This window comes from Rosenbergiella australiborealis, from assembly GCF_018494035.1.
GTDB lineage: Bacteria > Pseudomonadota > Gammaproteobacteria > Enterobacterales > Enterobacteriaceae > Rosenbergiella > Rosenbergiella australiborealis.
Map to the genome: position 1 here is coordinate 84,650 of NZ_JABBFO010000002.1, position 14,878 is coordinate 99,527.

A 14,878-nucleotide genomic window follows, 5' to 3' on the forward strand; every position below is an offset into this window, starting at 1 on the left:
GAGAACGGCGAAAATAATCACAGGTGCGGGCAGAATGAGTGAAGTAAATGGTCGTGGCGTAGCGCTGGTCAACAGCCGTCTGGATAACGGAAATGAAATTATCAGTACTCTGTGCGATGGCCCGATGATTGTAGGTCGTAAAGGAGAAGAGACACCGGGGGATTTACTGTTATCTGTAGAGGTGGCGTAATGGGACATCGATCTGATTGCTATGGAAGAGGAACAGCACTGGAAGGTGATAAAACCACCACGGGTGCTGAATGTATTGCCTCCATGTCCAATGATACTGAACATGGGCGCAGGGTTGTCCGTGTGGGTGATAAAACGACACCCTGTCCTAAATGTGGTGAGGGAGGGGTTATCGTTTCCGGTGAACCCCGTGATACCAATAATGGCAAAATAGCGGCAGTGGACGGATCAGTGGTGCGCTGTGGCTGCCCTTGCGGGTCTAACTGGATTATTGCGCCAGCAGGACAATGGGTTGGCAGAGGCCCGGATCCTTCTATTGCAGACCTTGCAGCACTGGTTGCTGAACGTAAGGCCGCAGAAGAAGAAAGAACTAAACAACGGGCTGAAGAGGGTGACCGCAATCGTGTCTTTGCAAAATCCTGCCTTCGTGGTGAAGGTTGTAATGATGCCGGGGAAGAGCAAGAGCCTCATACCAATTTTGCGGCAATGGCATTTTATCAGGCCGTTCCACCTGCTGATCCGGCATCAGATACTGATGCTTCCCAACATGCTCAGACCGCCAAGAAAAAGAAACCTGCTGAAGATATTCCAAAGCCGAAAAAGCGAAGCGCCCTGTATAAATGGCTGAATGGTAATCATGAAGAAATCGAATACCAGCGGGCAACAGCCGCAGCGGCGAGTGCTGCCAATGCCCAGACGGCTGTTGAAGGTGCCAGTGTTCTTGGGTTGGTAGGTGGAAGTGCCATTATGTCAGGAACGTGGGCGGTAAAGCTGGGGGAGATGGCTACAGGACTTGGAAGAATAGCCGCCAGCGGTCCCGGTGCTCCTATCGCCGCAGTCGTGATGGGAATGATGCCCGGAAAGCTGAATGAGGGGGAACAGGATTATTTAGACCGCATGAGGCTGGGGCAAATGCGTGAAGCACCAAGCCGGGTGCGCTATACGTGGGAACACGATGATAAAGGTCATCCGGTTCCGCATGGTTGGCATACACCGCCGGGTAAAGATATGGTGCGTGTGCGCAAAATGGAGTGGGACAGCAGCCGGAAGGCGTATACATTCACCACAGAGGAGGATCCGCGTGTCCCCCTCATCTGGACGCCGGACAGTTCATCTGTCAATGTTCCTTCAAATACAGGCAACCAGCAACCGGTAAGAATACCTAACCCTGTAATTGTTGATCCGCTGCCGGAAAATACCAGTATTGAGGCCACAACCAGCCCTGCGCCGGAAGAAAAGAGTTTTGCGGATTATATTCTTATTCTGCCAATATCAGATATTCCACCGATTTATATTTATTTAAGTCAACGAAAAGGAATGCCAGATAAAGGCCATTCGTATCACCTAGCTCCAGAAACAGAAGAAATAACGGGTATTGCCGATCTTATTGAAGTTAAAGGCCAAACACCTAAACAAGGTGGGGGAGGAACACGAGAGCGCTGGATGGACAGGAAGAAAAGACGGGTTTATGAATGGGATTCGCAACATGGTGAATTGGAAGAATACCGGGTGAGTGATGGAGAGCATCTTGGAGCCTTTGATCATTTAACTGGCTCTAGATTGAAGCCTGCCGTTAAAGGTAGGAATATTAAACGTTATTTGTGAGGTCGATATGTCTTATAAAATACGATTGCAGTGGTTTAATAAACAAACATCTGAGGGGGAAGGAAAGGAATTCTCAGGTGTTTTAGATAACAGTGTTTATTTTTTGGATAAGATTGGTCTATCTGATGAGCCTCAAATCTATGATGGTGTATATGATGTGGTAGTCGAATGGTTGCCATATATACAACCATATTTTCGGCATCAACTAAATTTGCAGCGATATGATTATCAGCTAGCTTTTCGACCTATTTAACCAAATTATTGCTCTATTAGTTATGGTAGAGCATATTATTAACTTTAAATTGAAACTATGTTTATGAATCACACAATTGATTAAATAAATATCTGAATGTCAGATCTTAGTTGGTAATCTTTACTCCTTTGGACAAAAGCAGCACAGTGAACGTATGTTCTGCTTAATTCCTCGAACATCCGGCCAAAACACGTTTACTGTGGCAATCCGTATTTTCCCATCACCTCTAATCAATTGATAAAAAGATCGATAACTTAATATTTATTGTTTTTATCGATTAAAATATGTTTATCGATCAGTATTTTAATTGTTAAAATCGATCAATATTTTATTTTTGATAGTTTAAGCTATTATTTGTTTTGTATCGATCGATTTAAACGATATGACGAACAGCAAAAATACTTCAATTCTATCAATTGATTATCCCCATAGCCACTTCATAGCTAATGGTTATAAAGCCTATGCCCCCCAATCAGAGATTAATGCCGATATTGCTGTGAAAGAATCAAGTGTGTTATTTGATCCAAATCTGGATATTGTGGAACAACAGCGTTATCGTAATGCTATTGAAAAGCGAAATAATGATAGCTGGTAAGATTTTTTAATCTGTAATTTTTAATTTATATAGCCCTGTTTGATACAGAGATTATTATATTGAACAATATATCAAATAAATTCAGGGTTGATTGTTCTTAAATTTCCTTTAAATATTTTTGATATTTATTTTTTATATAGAATTAAATATAAAAAGGAGGTAACAATGAGAAATAAAAAAGATGATGTTTTATGTGAGATAACTAAAGCTGAGGAGATCATTGAAGAAAAAACAGGTATTAATTGGGATGAGTTTGATAAACATCCTTCAGAAGATTTATTAAAGATACTTGTTGGGATACTGACAACATCATAAATATATTTTTTCAAAGGGAATGTTAAAGGATATGAATACCCATCAGATGATAAAAATATCAAATTATTTTGTGATGCTTGGTCCTTTTATTTTTATGACGGAGCTGAATAAAGTGAGTGCTGATATATTTCATCATTTATTGTACAGAAGACGACATTCTGTTATTGAGGATTTCTTTTTTATATCGATAAAAATCTAAATGCTTAAAGCCAGATAACTAACTCATCAGGAATATACGTTGATAGTAAAACATTAGAGGTTTCATCGATAGGCACATCATCTTCAAGTTCATACTGGACTTAAATGGATTTGCTGTTCTGGGCGCAGTATGAAGAGGTCAGGATTGGTATGCCGCAACTGCCCAGCTTTTCTGGACGCCGGACAGTTCATCTGTCAATGTTCCTTCAAATACAGGCAACCAGCAACCGGTAAGAATACCTAACCCTGTTACTGTTGATCCGCTGCCGGAAAATACCAGTATTGAGGCCACAACCAGCACTACGCCGGAAGAAAAGAGTTTTGCGGATTACATTCTTGTTCTGCCAATATCGGATATTCCTCCGATTTATATTTATATAGACGCGGATCATAAATACTACACTCCGCCGAAAGAAAATCCTCCACTACCTGCGTATCCTGATGCCAAAAAAGCGCAAGCGAAAACACCTGTTAAGGGAGGTGGGAAACTACGTAATCGTTGGAAAGATTCAAAAGGAAAAATCTATGAGTGGGATTCTCAACATGGCACGGTAGAAGTTTATGATCGTTCAGGGAGAAATCATTTAGGTGAATTTAATCATATTACTGGTGAGCAAACAAAACCCGCGGACCCAACAAGAAAGGTGGAAAAATGACGATAGCGTATACTATTGATGTATATAGTAAAGTGGATGAGGCTTTGCTTCTTGAAATTGAAATCCCGGAGCATAAACTGTCAGATGTAGCTGAAATTATGGGGTGGAGCGAAGAGGATAAAAAGGAATTTTCATTAGGAATTGGTGTTTATAATATTAATGAAAACCAAGCGATTAAATTAGAGAGCTTGCTATGTAAAAAATTCTATTCCTCTGATAACTCTCTACAGATTTCAGGCGGTAGTGTCTAATACATTACAAATATCTCTGAAGCAGTACAAAATACCTTGGATGCTGCTTCATTCCTTATCCTTTCAATCATCCAGCCAAAGCACACTAACATTGGCGAGCCGCCATCCACCACCATAATCAATTGATTAAATCGATCGATATACTTTATTTGATATTTTTAGCTATCTACCAAAGCCATCGGTTAGCTTGTATTCCTTATCGAGGGGCTTGGCGTTTTTTACTTTAGTATCAGTAAGTGGCATAACGGCATCTCCCGTTTGTTGGTAAAAGCGCAATCGAACTACCATTACCAATATTTTTACCAGCAAAAAGGTGTCGCTTCGAGTAGTTTTTAATAGATGTGAGTAGACAAGCTTGAAGGTTTAACCCATTGATAGAAAGCAAAAAACCAGACGTCAGTAGACATCTGGTTTCTTTAATTTGGCTCCTCTGACTGGACTCGAACCAGTGACATACGGATTAACAGTCCGCCGTTCTACCGACTGAACTACAGAGGAATTGTGTTAACGCGGCGAATAATATCCACTGCTCACCTTCATGTCAAAACCAAATTCACAAATAAAGATTGATTGACTAAGAAAGCAGCGATTAGCGAATGGCCGTCTATTTATTAGACGGATTATCGAGCCCTAATTTCGACAGCCACTGTTCGATAGTATCTTGGCTACTCATTTCAGCCTGAATAAGGCCGTTGATCATAAATGTTGGCGAAACATGGATGCCATTTTGACGTGCATATTTTGCTTGCCATTTAATCAAGTTTTGTAACGCTGCCTGATTAAAAATTTCACGGACATCGATTTTACTGTAATTCACTAAGCGCTCGAGCAGTTGTTCTGGCGTAGTCTGCATATTTGGGCCGCGACAATGATCGATAAACTCAAACTCTTCACGGTGATCTGCCACACTTTGCATCACTTTTTTTACGGCTTGTTGTCCGTCAGGCAGTGTTGAGGCTGCTAGGATATATCGAACAATAATTCCCGAGAAAAGATGCCAGGGCTGTGATTGCAAACGAATCTTGATTTGCAATCGATCTTCACCCGCTTGGTTGAGTAAAGCCGGAAGTTTATTAAACGTTAATACTGAGAAAGGGCAGGTAGGTTCTAAAAAAACGTCCAAAATCGTTTCACCTTGGCCCCAAGTAAAACTCTGTTCGCAGTGGCGCAGTGTACTAATCGTCATGGTACTCACCTTTGTCGGCCTTTATATGAGATAGTTAAGCATGGCAAAGATGAGTATAATTTTCCAGTCAGTCTCTTTGAAATCGTGGGTGATCAAGCCGCTGGGCCTGGTTTGCGTCCAGGTTGCGCGTCAAAACTTTCACCTTGTGCGTTGATGCTATCGTCACCCATTAACCAGAGGTAGAGCGGCATGATTTCGCCAGGGGTTTTAAGTTTCAGGCTGTCCTCATTCGGATAAGCATTAGCACGCATTTGTGTGCGAGTGCCGCCAGGATTAATACAGTTAACACGTACCGTCGTGTCTGTTAACTCTTCAGCTAACACTTGTACCATACCTTCCGTTGCAAATTTTGACATCGCGTACGCGCCCCATCCTTCTCGGCCTTGGCGTCCAACACTCGAAGTAGTGAAAATCAACGAGGCTTTTTCAGCACGCAATAATATCGGCATAATGGCTTGCGTGAGTAAAAAGGGGGCCTCAAGATTCACCTTCATGACTTGTTGCCATAGCGTTGGGGGAGTCTCCATCAAGGGTAAAATTTTACCAAGCATCCCAGCATTGTGGAGAACACCATCAATGGCCGGGGCAACCAACGCGATATGTTTGGCTAGTTCTTGATAATCATCGGCATTTGCGAGAGCGAAATCGATTTTAAAAATAGATGGAAATTGGCCAAATTTATGGTGGATCTCAGCGCTCAAATGGTCGAGTTTTTGTTGATTTCGGCCAAGGAGAATAAGGCGAGCACCGTGACGTGCGTAAGTAAATGCCGCCTCACGACCAATTCCATCTGTTGCACCGGTAACAAGAATTGTACGGTTTTTTAATAAATCAATGGGTGCTTGATATTGCATAGCGTTTCCTTAAACCAAAAGTGATGAGCAGTTATGCCGTTACGGCGGCTATGTTACAATCATAGGCGATGACTCGATGAGAAAGATTATTTCAAACAATTAAATATTAACGTCATTTACCCCGAGAGGAGAACAGCGTGGGTTTTACAGCAGAGTATGGTTTATTTTTGGCTAAGAGTGTGACCCTTGTCGTTGCTATTTTAGCTGTAATTATTTTTATCGTGATGCAACGCAGTAAAGCCAAACAATCACCTGGCGAGTTGATGATCCGGGAACCAGGTCAAGAGTATGAACAACTGCAACAGCGCCTGCAAGAAGCCTTAGTGTTACCCGCTGAACAAAAGCAATGGCGTAAAGCGCAAAAGCAAATTGAAAAAGCACGTATAAAGGAAGAAAAAGAAAAAGCAAAATCTGGTCAGACTATAACTAAACCCGTACTTTTTTTACTGAGCTTTAAAGGCAGTATGGATGCCCATGAAGTTGAAACACTCCGTAAAGAGGTGTCAGCTATTCTGTCAGTCGCCAAAACGGGTGATGAAGTATTATTAAAATTAGAAAGCCCCGGCGGGGTCGTGCACGGCTATGGTCTTGCAGCATCGCAACTCCAACGCATCCGTGACCAAGGGTTACGATTGACCGCAGTGATAGATAAAGTGGCTGCCAGTGGTGGATATATGATGGCATGTGTGGCAAATCATATTGTCGCTGCGCCTTTCTCTATAATAGGGTCGATTGGGGTTGTCGCTCAAATTCCTAATATTCATCGCTTGCTTAAGAAAAATGATATCGACGTTGAGCTGCATACCGCTGGCCAGTATAAGCGGACACTGACGCTGTTAGGTGAAAACAGTGAAGAAGGTCGTGAAAAATTCCGCCAAGATCTTGATGAGACTCACCAACTGTTCAAGTCATTCGTTGCTGAAATGCGTCCGAGTCTAGACATCGAAAGTGTTGCAACGGGTGAACATTGGTACGGCAAACAGGCCCTAGAGAAGGGATTGATCGATGAGATTGCAACCAGTGACGCATTTATTATCGAAAAAATGCCACAGTTTCGCCTACTGAGTATTAGCTATACTCGTCGTAAAACAGTGGTGGAGCGTTTTACACAAAGTGGCGCCAGCGCGGTGGAAAGCGCGATGACTCGGTTATGGCAACGGGGGCAAAAACCGTTACTTTAATAGTAACGGTACGGTTTATAAGCTCCTTTTAGAAGGGGCTTTTTTTATGCTGTCGGGAAATTCTGGTACAGGGTTTTATTCTCTAATTATCCCGCAAGTCGCTAGAATTAAAGTTGCGAAACTGATTTTATCAGGTAGAGTGTGGCGATTTAGTGATGCAGTTTATGGGGCACAGCGTCATTATGACGGTTGCAATTAAATTATTTTAATCAGTTGGTTATTTCCCATTAGGCTGCCAGAATTAAGCTATACCATATATTCTGTAACAGAATTTAGCGGGATAATGAATATTATCCATCAAGTTTTTTCACGTTCGTGGAACGTTTTTATTAGGTAGATTATTTATGGGTAAAGCACTCGTTATAGTGGAGTCACCTGCAAAGGCCAAAACGATTAATAAATATCTGGGCAGTGGCTATGTTGTCAAATCCAGTGTCGGCCACATTCGTGACTTGCCCACCAGCGGTTCGGCAACAAAAAAGAGTGGGACTACCAGCAAAGAAAAGGGAGCCAAAGCGGTTAAAAAAGACGCGACACAAGCGTTAGTCAACCGTATGGGCGTGGATCCTTGGCATGGTTGGAAAGCAAATTATCAAATCCTCCCGGGCAAAGAAAAAGTCGTTGCTGAATTACAAGCCTTGGCGAAAGACGCTGATCATATTTATCTTGCGACGGACTTGGATCGCGAAGGGGAAGCTATTGCGTGGCACCTGCGCGAAATTATTGGTGGCGACGACCAGCGTTTTAGCCGTGTTGTGTTCAATGAAATCACAAAAAATGCAATCCAGCAGGCCTTTGATAAGCCGGGACAGCTTAATATTGATCGCGTGAATGCCCAGCAAGCGCGCCGTTTTATGGATCGCGTCGTTGGATATATGGTTTCTCCTTTACTTTGGAAGAAAATCGCACGAGGGCTTTCTGCAGGCCGTGTTCAGTCTGTTGCGGTACGTTTGGTGGTGGAACGTGAACGCGAAATCAAAGCCTTTGTCCCGCAAGAATATTGGGAAGTGGATACTACCCTAAATACCCCGAAAGGGGATGAGTTGTCGATGCGTGTCACGCACAAAAATGACAGTGCATTTCGACCCACTCATAAAGAAGAGACTGACGCTGCGGTTAAGCGCCTTGAGCATGCGCGTTTTGACGTTCTTGATCGTGAGGATAGACCGACAAGTAGTAAAGCGAGCGCACCGTTTATCACGTCAACCTTGCAGCAAGCAGCAAGTACCCGCCTGGGCTATGGGGTGAAAAAAACGATGATGCTAGCACAGCGCCTCTATGAAGGGGGGCACATCACCTATATGCGTACCGACTCTACCAATTTGAGTCAAGACGCTTTAACGATGGCACGTGACTATATCCTGTCAGAGTTTGGTGAGCGTTATCTCCCTGAGTCGGCGACGCTTTATTCAAATAAAGAAAACTCTCAAGAAGCTCACGAAGCCATTCGTCCTTCCGATGTATCCGTCGACGCTGAACAGCTCAAAGATATGGAAGCGGATGCACGTAAACTGTACCAACTTATTTGGCGTCAATTTGTTGCCTGTCAGATGACCGCAGCACGCTATGACTCAACGACCTTAACAGTGAAAGCTGATGAGTATGTGCTTAAAGCGAAAGGCCGGACATTACGTTTTGATGGTTGGACTAAAGTGATGCCTGCCTTACGTAAGAATGATGAAGACATGACGCTACCGATGGTTAACGTCGGTGAATCACTTAGCCTGACTGAAATTCTTCCGCGTCAACTTTTTACAAAGCCCCCGGCACGTTTTAGTGAGGCTTCGCTAGTTCGTGAGCTTGAAAAGCGCGGTATCGGTCGTCCTTCTACCTATGCTTCTATTATTTCTACCATCCAAGATCGCGGTTATGTACAGGTTGAAAACCGTCGTTTCTATGCAGAAAAAATGGGAGAGATTGTTACTGACCGACTGGAAGAGAATTTTCAAGAGCTGATGAATTACGACTTCACCGCTCGTATGGAAGATAACCTAGACCAAGTTGCGAATAATCAAGCTGAATGGAAGGGTGTACTCGATAACTTTTTCGGTGATTTCACCGAGCAGCTGGCACAAGCTGAAAAAGATCCCGCCGAAGGGGGAATGCAACCGAATCCTATGGTGATCACATCCATTCATTGTCCGACGTGTGATCGTGAAATGGGAATTCGTACCGCAACAACAGGTGTTTTCTTAGGGTGCTCAGGTTACGCTCTGCCACCGAAAGAGCGCTGTAAACAAACTATCAACCTGATCCCTGAAAGTGAAGTATTGAATATCCTAGAAGGGGATGATGCAGAAACGAATGCCCTTCGTGCCCGTCGACGTTGTACCCAATGTGGAACGGCAATGGATAGCTACTTGATTGATGAAAAACGTAAACTTCATGTTTGCGGGAATAATCCTTCTTGTGATGGCTATGAAGTGGAAGAGGGTGAGTTTCGCATTAAGGGTTATGATGGCCCTATTGTTGAGTGCGACAAGTGCGGCAGTGAGATGCATTTAAAGCTAGGTCGATTTGGCAAGTATATGGCTTGTACCAATGAGGAATGTAAAAACACCCGCAAAATTTTGCGTAATGGCGAAGTTGCACCACCGAAGGAAGATCCAGTTCCGTTACCGGAACTAGCATGTGAGAAGTCAGAGGCCTATTTTGTCTTGCGTGATGGCGCATCGGGTATTTTTCTCGCTGCCAACACCTTTCCAAAGTCGCGTGAAACACGAGCGCCGCTCGTTGAGGAACTTCAACGCTTCAAAGAACGTCTGCCGGAAAAATTTATCTATCTGACAGAGGCTCCTGCTGCGGATCCGCAAGGGAATAAGACCTTGGTCAGATTCAGTCGTAAAACAAAGCAGCAATATATTTCCTCTGAAAAAGAAGGAAAGGCGACTAACTGGACGTTATTTTATATTGATGGACAGTGGCAAGAAGCTAAAAAATAATCACTCATTACGTGTACCCGCAAAGGGTGCACGTATTTCCTTTCTACTAGCTCTTCTCAAAAGGGTCATAACCCATTATTCTTTCTGATTTAAGATAATGTTATGATGGCTATAGCAAACTTACTATTCTCCGACTTACCCTCTGGTCAGCCTAGCCTTTATGTTGTAGCGTGTTAAGGAAGATTAATGAAATTACAGCAGTTACGTTATATCGTCGAAGTTGTTAACCATAACTTAAATGTTAGCTCGACGGCTGAAGGCCTTTATACCTCCCAGCCTGGGATCAGTAAGCAAGTTAGGATGCTGGAAGATGAGCTCGGAATACAAATTTTTTCTCGTAGCGGAAAACATCTCACACAAGTCACGCCAGCTGGCCAAGAAATTATTCGTATTGCTCGTGAAGTCCTCTCAAAAGTCGATGCGATTAAATCTGTTGCAGGTGAACATACTTGGCCTGATCAAGGCTCTCTATATGTTGCAACGACTCATACTCAAGCCCGTTATGCACTTCCCGAAACGATTAAAGGATTTATGCAAAAATATCCTCGCGTTTCTTTACATATGCACCAGGGATCCCCAACGCAAATTGCAGAATCTGTCTCTAAGGGCAATGCTGATTTTGCGATAGCGACAGAAGCGCTACATCTGTATGACGATTTGATTATGCTGCCTTGTTACCATTGGAATCGCTCAATTGTTGTTCCACCCTCTCATCCTCTTGCACAGAAACAGCAAGTGAGTATTCAAGAGCTAGCGGAATACCCATTAGTGACTTATACATTTGGTTTTACGGGGCGTTCGGAGCTTGATTCTGCTTTCAGCCATGCCGGGCTAACACCTAAAATTGTCTTTACTGCGACGGATGCCGATGTCATCAAAACCTATGTTCGTCTTGGATTAGGGATTGGGGTTATCGCGAGTATGGCGGTTGATCCGGTTTCTGACCCTGATTTAGTAGGGATTGATGCATCAAATATTTTCACTCATAGCACAACCAAAATTGGTTTTCGCAGTAGCAGCTTTTTACGAAGCTATATGTATGATTTTATCCAGAGATTTGCCTCTCATCTGACCAGGGATGTTGTTGATACCGCAATAGCTTTACGTTCTAACGACGATATCGAGGCGATGTTTAGGGATATCAAATTACCGTTTAAATAGATTCTTCCCTGTTTTATGATTTCTTTCGTAGGTAGTCAAAGCGATTTTGATCGTGATCAGAAGCATGTCTTTAATTTCCGTCATACTCTGCGCTTTATTAGGGGATTGAATATGTTGGGAAAAATGTTATGGAACAACGGCAATGAATCGGTGTGATCATGTTCCCGTAAAGATAATTTGGCTATGCTGTCTAGGCTTCTGTGTCAGTTTCTGGGGAATAGTCGGCTATCTGTGTTGGACTCTGATAGGCGTTTACTAATCTCTAAGACGGTCTCAGTTAAAGGGACTGATCGAAAAGTAGGGACGTAATTTTTCGATCAGTGTTATGAGAGGCTTATGTGTTAAGAACGATTGAGTAGATGCCCTAATTTTGCCGCTTTTGTGTCTAAGTAGTGGCTATTCTTAGGGTTACGTCCTACCTGCAGGGGAACTCGTTCTGTTATTTTAATTCCCGCTTCACTTAACACACTGACTTTTTTCGGATTATTGGTCAGCAAACGGATCTTATCGACCCCGAGCAATGTCAGCATATCCGCGCAAAAAGTGAAATTACGCTGATCTGGGGCAAAGCCTAAGGCTTCATTGGCTTCAACGGTATCATAACCTTTGTCTTGTAAGGCATAAGCCTTAATTTTATTGATTAAGCCAATACCTCGTCCCTCTTGACGATGATACAGCAGTATTCCCCGTCCTTCTTTCGCAATCGCATCAAGTGCTGACTCTAATTGGAAGCCACAGTCGCAGCGTAAACTGAAAAGTGCGTCTCCTGTTAGGCACTCTGAATGGACGCGGGTAAGTACGGGCATATCGCCACTGATGTCCCCAAAAACGAGCGCAACATGATCTTTCTTCGTTGAGATTTCTTCAAAGCCTACCATTAAGAATTCCCCCCACTGAGTCGGGAGTTTGGCTTCTGCTACACGTGTTAACTGCATTACTTACCCCAGTTTTTAATTTATACTCGTTATGCTTGATGCGTGGAGACATTCTGCCATAGTCGCAGCAGAAGTACGTAGGTTGTTCGAGAAAAAAAGCACGTCAAGATACTATTTGAATGAGGGACTATGAGGCAGCAGTTCACAAAATTAACGTTAGGTGCGATGGGGTTATTAGTCCCGGTATTGGTCGTCGTTTTCTTAGGCTGGCACTGGTCAGCATACCAAGTCGACAGTTCAGCATATGTTTTTTATTGTATTACCCAGACGGTTAGCCGGCCTTGGGGGATATTAACATCTGTTATTCTCGGCATTGTGCTTTATTACTGTAGGGGGAGTTTCCCACAACATTTACCCTCATTCATCATACTTGTTTTGATTATTGTTGGTGGAGGGCAGGGGATTAAAACCCTATTAAAACCCTTTTTTGCAGAACCGAGGCCCTATGTTGTGGCATTGATGAACGAAATGCACGCCGCCCCCAGTAACTTCTATCAACATACAGGCTATGAACGTCGACAACTCGTCAGTCACTCTAGTCGCTATTGGCCGTCAATTCCCCAGTGGCAACGAAATCATTGGCAGCACGAAACAGGCTTTTCATTTCCTTCTGGACACAGCTTTTTCGTTGCAAGTTGGCTATTGCTCTTTTACAGCTTAGTGGCGGTGAAACGGTATTGGCCGATATTAATTGTTGTCACCCTGTGGGCATGGGCGGTGATGTGGAGTAGAATGTTACTCGGTATGCACTGGCCGAGAGATATAATTGCTTCTATTCTTATTGCGTGGATATTCTCTGTATTGGTACTGTGCGTTTATTCACTTTTTTCTCGTCATCGAACATAAAGACGTTTTTTTTATCATGCTGATTGTAAAAAAAGGAATGATCCCCATACTATAAGCAGTAATTGATAAATTTTTTTTAATATTTTTTGATTAAATAGTTGGTCAACTGTGCCAACGGTTTGAAAGGATTTCTAGTGAAATTTAAATATTTACTGATATTTATCGTTGTTTTGTTTATTTTCATTGTCTCCTTTACGCTTGGAGCCAAAAATGAACAGCTCGTCACATTTAATTTTTTGATTGCCCAAGGAACCTTCAGACTCTCTACTCTGATGGCGTCGTTGTTTGGGATTGGATTTTTATTGGGGTGGGCAATTTGTGGTCTATTTTGGTTACGCGCCCGTATTGCATTGGCTCATGCAAAAAATAAAGTGATTAAACTTGAACAACAGCTCAGTAAGTAATGCTTGAGGTGCGCCCGTTGTGTCAAACCGTTTAGGATCGCATCATGCTTGAATTGTTGTTTCTATTGTTGCCCATTGCTGCGGCCTATGGTTGGTACATGGGGCGAAGGAGTGCGCAACAAGGTAAGCAGCAAGAGGCTAACCGTTTATCCCGCGAATATGTTACGGGTGTAAATTTTTTACTCTCCAATCAACAAGATAAAGCCGTCGATCTCTTTCTTGATATGCTGAAAGAAGATTCCACTGATATTGAGGCTCATCTTACCCTCGGTAATTTATTTCGTTCCCGCGGTGAAGTGGACAGGGCTATTCGTATTCACCAGTCATTGATGGAGAGTACCTCGCTGGACTACGATCAGCGTTTACTCGCTATTCAACAATTAGGTCGAGACTATATGGCGGCCGGTCTTTACGATCGTGCAGAGTCTATGTTCAAACAGCTTGTTGATGAAAATGATTTTAAAGCAACTTCCCTTAAACAGTTGCTTTCTATTTATCAACTCACCAGCGATTGGCAGCAGTCAATTGATACAGCTGAGAAATTAGCCCGTGTTGATAAGTCGGCCCAAGGTACCAATATCGCGCATTTCTATTGTGAATTAGCCCTACAAGCCATGGCTAGCGATGATCTTGATAAAGCCTTAATGCTATTACGTAAAGCGGAAACCGCAGATAAAAACTGTGCCCGTGTCTCGATTATGTTTGGGCGAGTGTGGACAGCTAAAGCTGAGCCACAAAAAGCAATCCATGCTTTACAAAAAGTCCCTGAACAAGATCCTGAAATGATCAGTGAAGTCTTACCCTTAATCGAAGATGCTTATCAGCGATTAGCCGATAACGCTCAGTGGCAGCAGTTTTTAACGGATTGCGTCGCTAAGCATCAGGGAAGCATGGCTGAGCTTTATTTAGCCGAGCAAATTGAAGCGCAACAAGGTCTCGTTCCTGCACAGCATTTTCTTGAAGCCCAGTTACATTCAGCGCCAACACTTAAGGGTTTTTATCGATTGGTCGATTACTATCTTCAAGGAACAGAAGATGGACGAGCGAAAGAGAGTCTCGCAGTGTTACGTGATATGGTGGGTGAGCAATTACGACTCAAACCCCGTTATCGTTGCCAAAAGTGTGGATTCACCGCACATGCTATTTACTGGCATTGCCCGTCCTGCAAGAGCTGGTCAACCGTTAAGCCTATGCGTGGAATAGACTCATAATAAAAAAAGCATCACATTAGTTACAACATACTATTGGATGGTTCAATTGGACTCACTTAACCATTGTCACCGTTTTGGTTGTACAGGTAGAATAGG

The 14,878-nt window shown here is 43.1% G+C and carries 16 protein-coding genes, 1 tRNA gene and 2 pseudogenes; 14 read left to right on the forward strand and 5 right to left on the reverse strand.

Going from position 1 to position 14,878, the window contains the following annotated elements; genetic code table 11:
• Positions 1-34 precede the first annotated feature (34 nt).
• The 8 genes and pseudogenes from HGT73_RS02970 to HGT73_RS03005 all read left to right on the forward strand — a co-directional run bounded on the left by HGT73_RS02970 (position 35) and on the right by HGT73_RS03005 (position 4,062).
• Positions 35-190 (forward strand): hypothetical protein, encoded by a 156-nt coding sequence (locus HGT73_RS02970; RefSeq protein WP_214212520.1) that lies wholly within the window; start codon positions 35-37, stop codon positions 188-190.
• Positions 190-1,794 (forward strand): S-type pyocin domain-containing protein, encoded by a 1,605-nt coding sequence (locus tag HGT73_RS02975; RefSeq protein WP_244968431.1) that lies wholly within the window; start codon positions 190-192, stop codon positions 1,792-1,794. Before HGT73_RS02970 ends, HGT73_RS02975 begins: the two co-directional genes overlap by 1 nt.
• A gap of 7 nt (positions 1,795-1,801) precedes the next feature.
• On the forward strand, positions 1,802-2,047 hold the full coding sequence (locus tag HGT73_RS02985; protein WP_214212189.1) for a colicin E3-like toxin immunity protein: 246 nt from the start codon (positions 1,802-1,804) through the stop codon (positions 2,045-2,047).
• A 382-nt stretch (positions 2,048-2,429) separates the two neighbouring features.
• Positions 2,430-2,642, forward strand: a complete 213-nt coding sequence (locus tag HGT73_RS02990; protein WP_214212521.1) for a hypothetical protein — start codon at positions 2,430-2,432, stop codon at positions 2,640-2,642.
• Positions 2,643-2,807: 165 nt separating this feature from the next.
• The gene (locus HGT73_RS14755) at positions 2,808-2,957 is read left to right on the forward strand and encodes a hypothetical protein (protein WP_244968432.1); all 150 of its coding nucleotides are present in this window, start codon (positions 2,808-2,810) and stop codon (positions 2,955-2,957) included.
• A gap of 422 nt (positions 2,958-3,379) precedes the next feature.
• Positions 3,380-3,472: pseudogene (locus tag HGT73_RS14760) on the forward strand (hypothetical protein); the annotation flags it as partial.
• 39 nt (positions 3,473-3,511) lie between these two features.
• Positions 3,512-3,811 carry a colicin E3/pyocin S6 family cytotoxin gene (locus tag HGT73_RS14765; protein ID WP_338111575.1) on the forward strand — a complete coding sequence of 100 codons (300 nt, stop codon included), beginning with the start codon at positions 3,512-3,514 and terminating at the stop codon, positions 3,809-3,811.
• Entirely contained in the window at positions 3,808-4,062 is a 255-nt protein-coding gene (locus HGT73_RS03005) for a DUF7683 domain-containing protein (RefSeq protein ID WP_214212190.1), read from the forward strand. Before HGT73_RS14765 ends, HGT73_RS03005 begins: the two co-directional genes overlap by 4 nt.
• Before the next feature lie 168 nt (positions 4,063-4,230).
• On the opposite strand, the pseudogene HGT73_RS03010 reads toward HGT73_RS03005, so the two are convergent.
• From HGT73_RS03010 to HGT73_RS03025, 4 genes and pseudogenes are all read right to left on the reverse strand, one after another.
• A pseudogene (locus HGT73_RS03010) lies at positions 4,231-4,305 on the reverse strand (tyrosine-type recombinase/integrase); the annotation flags it as partial.
• A 179-nt stretch (positions 4,306-4,484) separates the two neighbouring features.
• Positions 4,485-4,560 (reverse strand) — tRNA-Asn (locus tag HGT73_RS03015).
• Positions 4,561-4,666: 106 nt separating this feature from the next.
• Positions 4,667-5,248 (reverse strand): DsbA family protein, encoded by a 582-nt coding sequence (locus tag HGT73_RS03020; RefSeq protein ID WP_214212191.1) that lies wholly within the window; start codon positions 5,246-5,248, stop codon positions 4,667-4,669.
• A 92-nt stretch (positions 5,249-5,340) separates the two neighbouring features.
• On the reverse strand, positions 5,341-6,102 hold the full coding sequence (locus HGT73_RS03025) for a YciK family oxidoreductase (protein ID WP_214212192.1): 762 nt from the start codon (positions 6,100-6,102) through the stop codon (positions 5,341-5,343).
• Between the two features lie 137 nt (positions 6,103-6,239).
• On the opposite strand from HGT73_RS03025, the gene sohB reads away from it, so the two are divergent.
• From sohB to cysB, 3 genes are all read left to right on the forward strand, one after another.
• Positions 6,240-7,283: a protease SohB gene (gene sohB, locus HGT73_RS03030; RefSeq protein ID WP_214212193.1), complete on the forward strand. Its 1,044-nt coding sequence runs from the start codon at positions 6,240-6,242 to the stop codon at positions 7,281-7,283.
• Positions 7,284-7,627: 344 nt separating this feature from the next.
• Positions 7,628-10,225 carry a type I DNA topoisomerase gene (gene topA / locus HGT73_RS03035; protein WP_214212194.1) on the forward strand — a complete coding sequence of 866 codons (2,598 nt, stop codon included), beginning with the start codon at positions 7,628-7,630 and terminating at the stop codon, positions 10,223-10,225.
• A 186-nt stretch (positions 10,226-10,411) separates the two neighbouring features.
• Positions 10,412-11,386 carry an HTH-type transcriptional regulator CysB gene (cysB, locus tag HGT73_RS03040; RefSeq protein ID WP_214212195.1) on the forward strand — a complete coding sequence of 325 codons (975 nt, stop codon included), beginning with the start codon at positions 10,412-10,414 and terminating at the stop codon, positions 11,384-11,386.
• Between the two features lie 341 nt (positions 11,387-11,727).
• Here the strand turns inward: cysB and ribA are convergent, their stop codons facing one another.
• Positions 11,728-12,321 (reverse strand): GTP cyclohydrolase II, encoded by a 594-nt coding sequence (ribA, locus tag HGT73_RS03045; protein WP_214212196.1) that lies wholly within the window; start codon positions 12,319-12,321, stop codon positions 11,728-11,730.
• A gap of 129 nt (positions 12,322-12,450) precedes the next feature.
• Here ribA and HGT73_RS03050 point away from each other — a divergent pair, with 129 nt between their 5' ends.
• The 3 genes from HGT73_RS03050 to lapB all read left to right on the forward strand — a co-directional run bounded on the left by HGT73_RS03050 (position 12,451) and on the right by lapB (position 14,782).
• A complete protein-coding gene (locus tag HGT73_RS03050; RefSeq protein ID WP_214212197.1) occupies positions 12,451-13,167 on the forward strand; it encodes a phosphatase PAP2 family protein in 717 nt (238 codons plus the stop codon).
• Positions 13,168-13,301: 134 nt separating this feature from the next.
• A complete protein-coding gene (locus HGT73_RS03055; RefSeq protein WP_214212198.1) occupies positions 13,302-13,571 on the forward strand; it encodes a LapA family protein in 270 nt (89 codons plus the stop codon).
• A 44-nt stretch (positions 13,572-13,615) separates the two neighbouring features.
• On the forward strand, positions 13,616-14,782 hold the full coding sequence (gene lapB, locus HGT73_RS03060) for a lipopolysaccharide assembly protein LapB (RefSeq protein WP_214212199.1): 1,167 nt from the start codon (positions 13,616-13,618) through the stop codon (positions 14,780-14,782).
• Positions 14,783-14,878 lie beyond the last annotated feature (96 nt).

What these genes read in the sequence shown, in the direction of transcription:
- topA (WP_214212194.1), top strand. Translation starts at nt 7,628, where the DNA reads ATGGGTAAAGCACTCGTTATAGTGGAGTCACCTGCAAAGGCCAAAACG.
- HGT73_RS03050 (WP_214212197.1), top strand. Translation starts at nt 12,451, where the DNA reads ATGAGGCAGCAGTTCACAAAATTAACGTTAGGTGCGATGGGGTTATTA.
- HGT73_RS03025 (WP_214212192.1), bottom strand. Translation starts at nt 6,102, where the DNA reads ATGCAATATCAAGCACCCATTGATTTATTAAAAAACCGTACAATTCTT.
- HGT73_RS14755 (WP_244968432.1), top strand. Translation starts at nt 2,808, where the DNA reads ATGAGAAATAAAAAAGATGATGTTTTATGTGAGATAACTAAAGCTGAG.
- HGT73_RS03005 (WP_214212190.1), top strand. Translation starts at nt 3,808, where the DNA reads ATGACGATAGCGTATACTATTGATGTATATAGTAAAGTGGATGAGGCT.
- cysB (WP_214212195.1), top strand. Translation starts at nt 10,412, where the DNA reads ATGAAATTACAGCAGTTACGTTATATCGTCGAAGTTGTTAACCATAAC.
- HGT73_RS02975 (WP_244968431.1), top strand. Translation starts at nt 190, where the DNA reads ATGGGACATCGATCTGATTGCTATGGAAGAGGAACAGCACTGGAAGGT.
- lapB (WP_214212199.1), top strand. Translation starts at nt 13,616, where the DNA reads ATGCTTGAATTGTTGTTTCTATTGTTGCCCATTGCTGCGGCCTATGGT.
- HGT73_RS03020 (WP_214212191.1), bottom strand. Translation starts at nt 5,248, where the DNA reads ATGACGATTAGTACACTGCGCCACTGCGAACAGAGTTTTACTTGGGGC.
- HGT73_RS02990 (WP_214212521.1), top strand. Translation starts at nt 2,430, where the DNA reads ATGACGAACAGCAAAAATACTTCAATTCTATCAATTGATTATCCCCAT.
- HGT73_RS02985 (WP_214212189.1), top strand. Translation starts at nt 1,802, where the DNA reads ATGTCTTATAAAATACGATTGCAGTGGTTTAATAAACAAACATCTGAG.
- ribA (WP_214212196.1), bottom strand. Translation starts at nt 12,321, where the DNA reads ATGCAGTTAACACGTGTAGCAGAAGCCAAACTCCCGACTCAGTGGGGG.
- HGT73_RS02970 (WP_214212520.1), top strand. Translation starts at nt 35, where the DNA reads ATGAGTGAAGTAAATGGTCGTGGCGTAGCGCTGGTCAACAGCCGTCTG.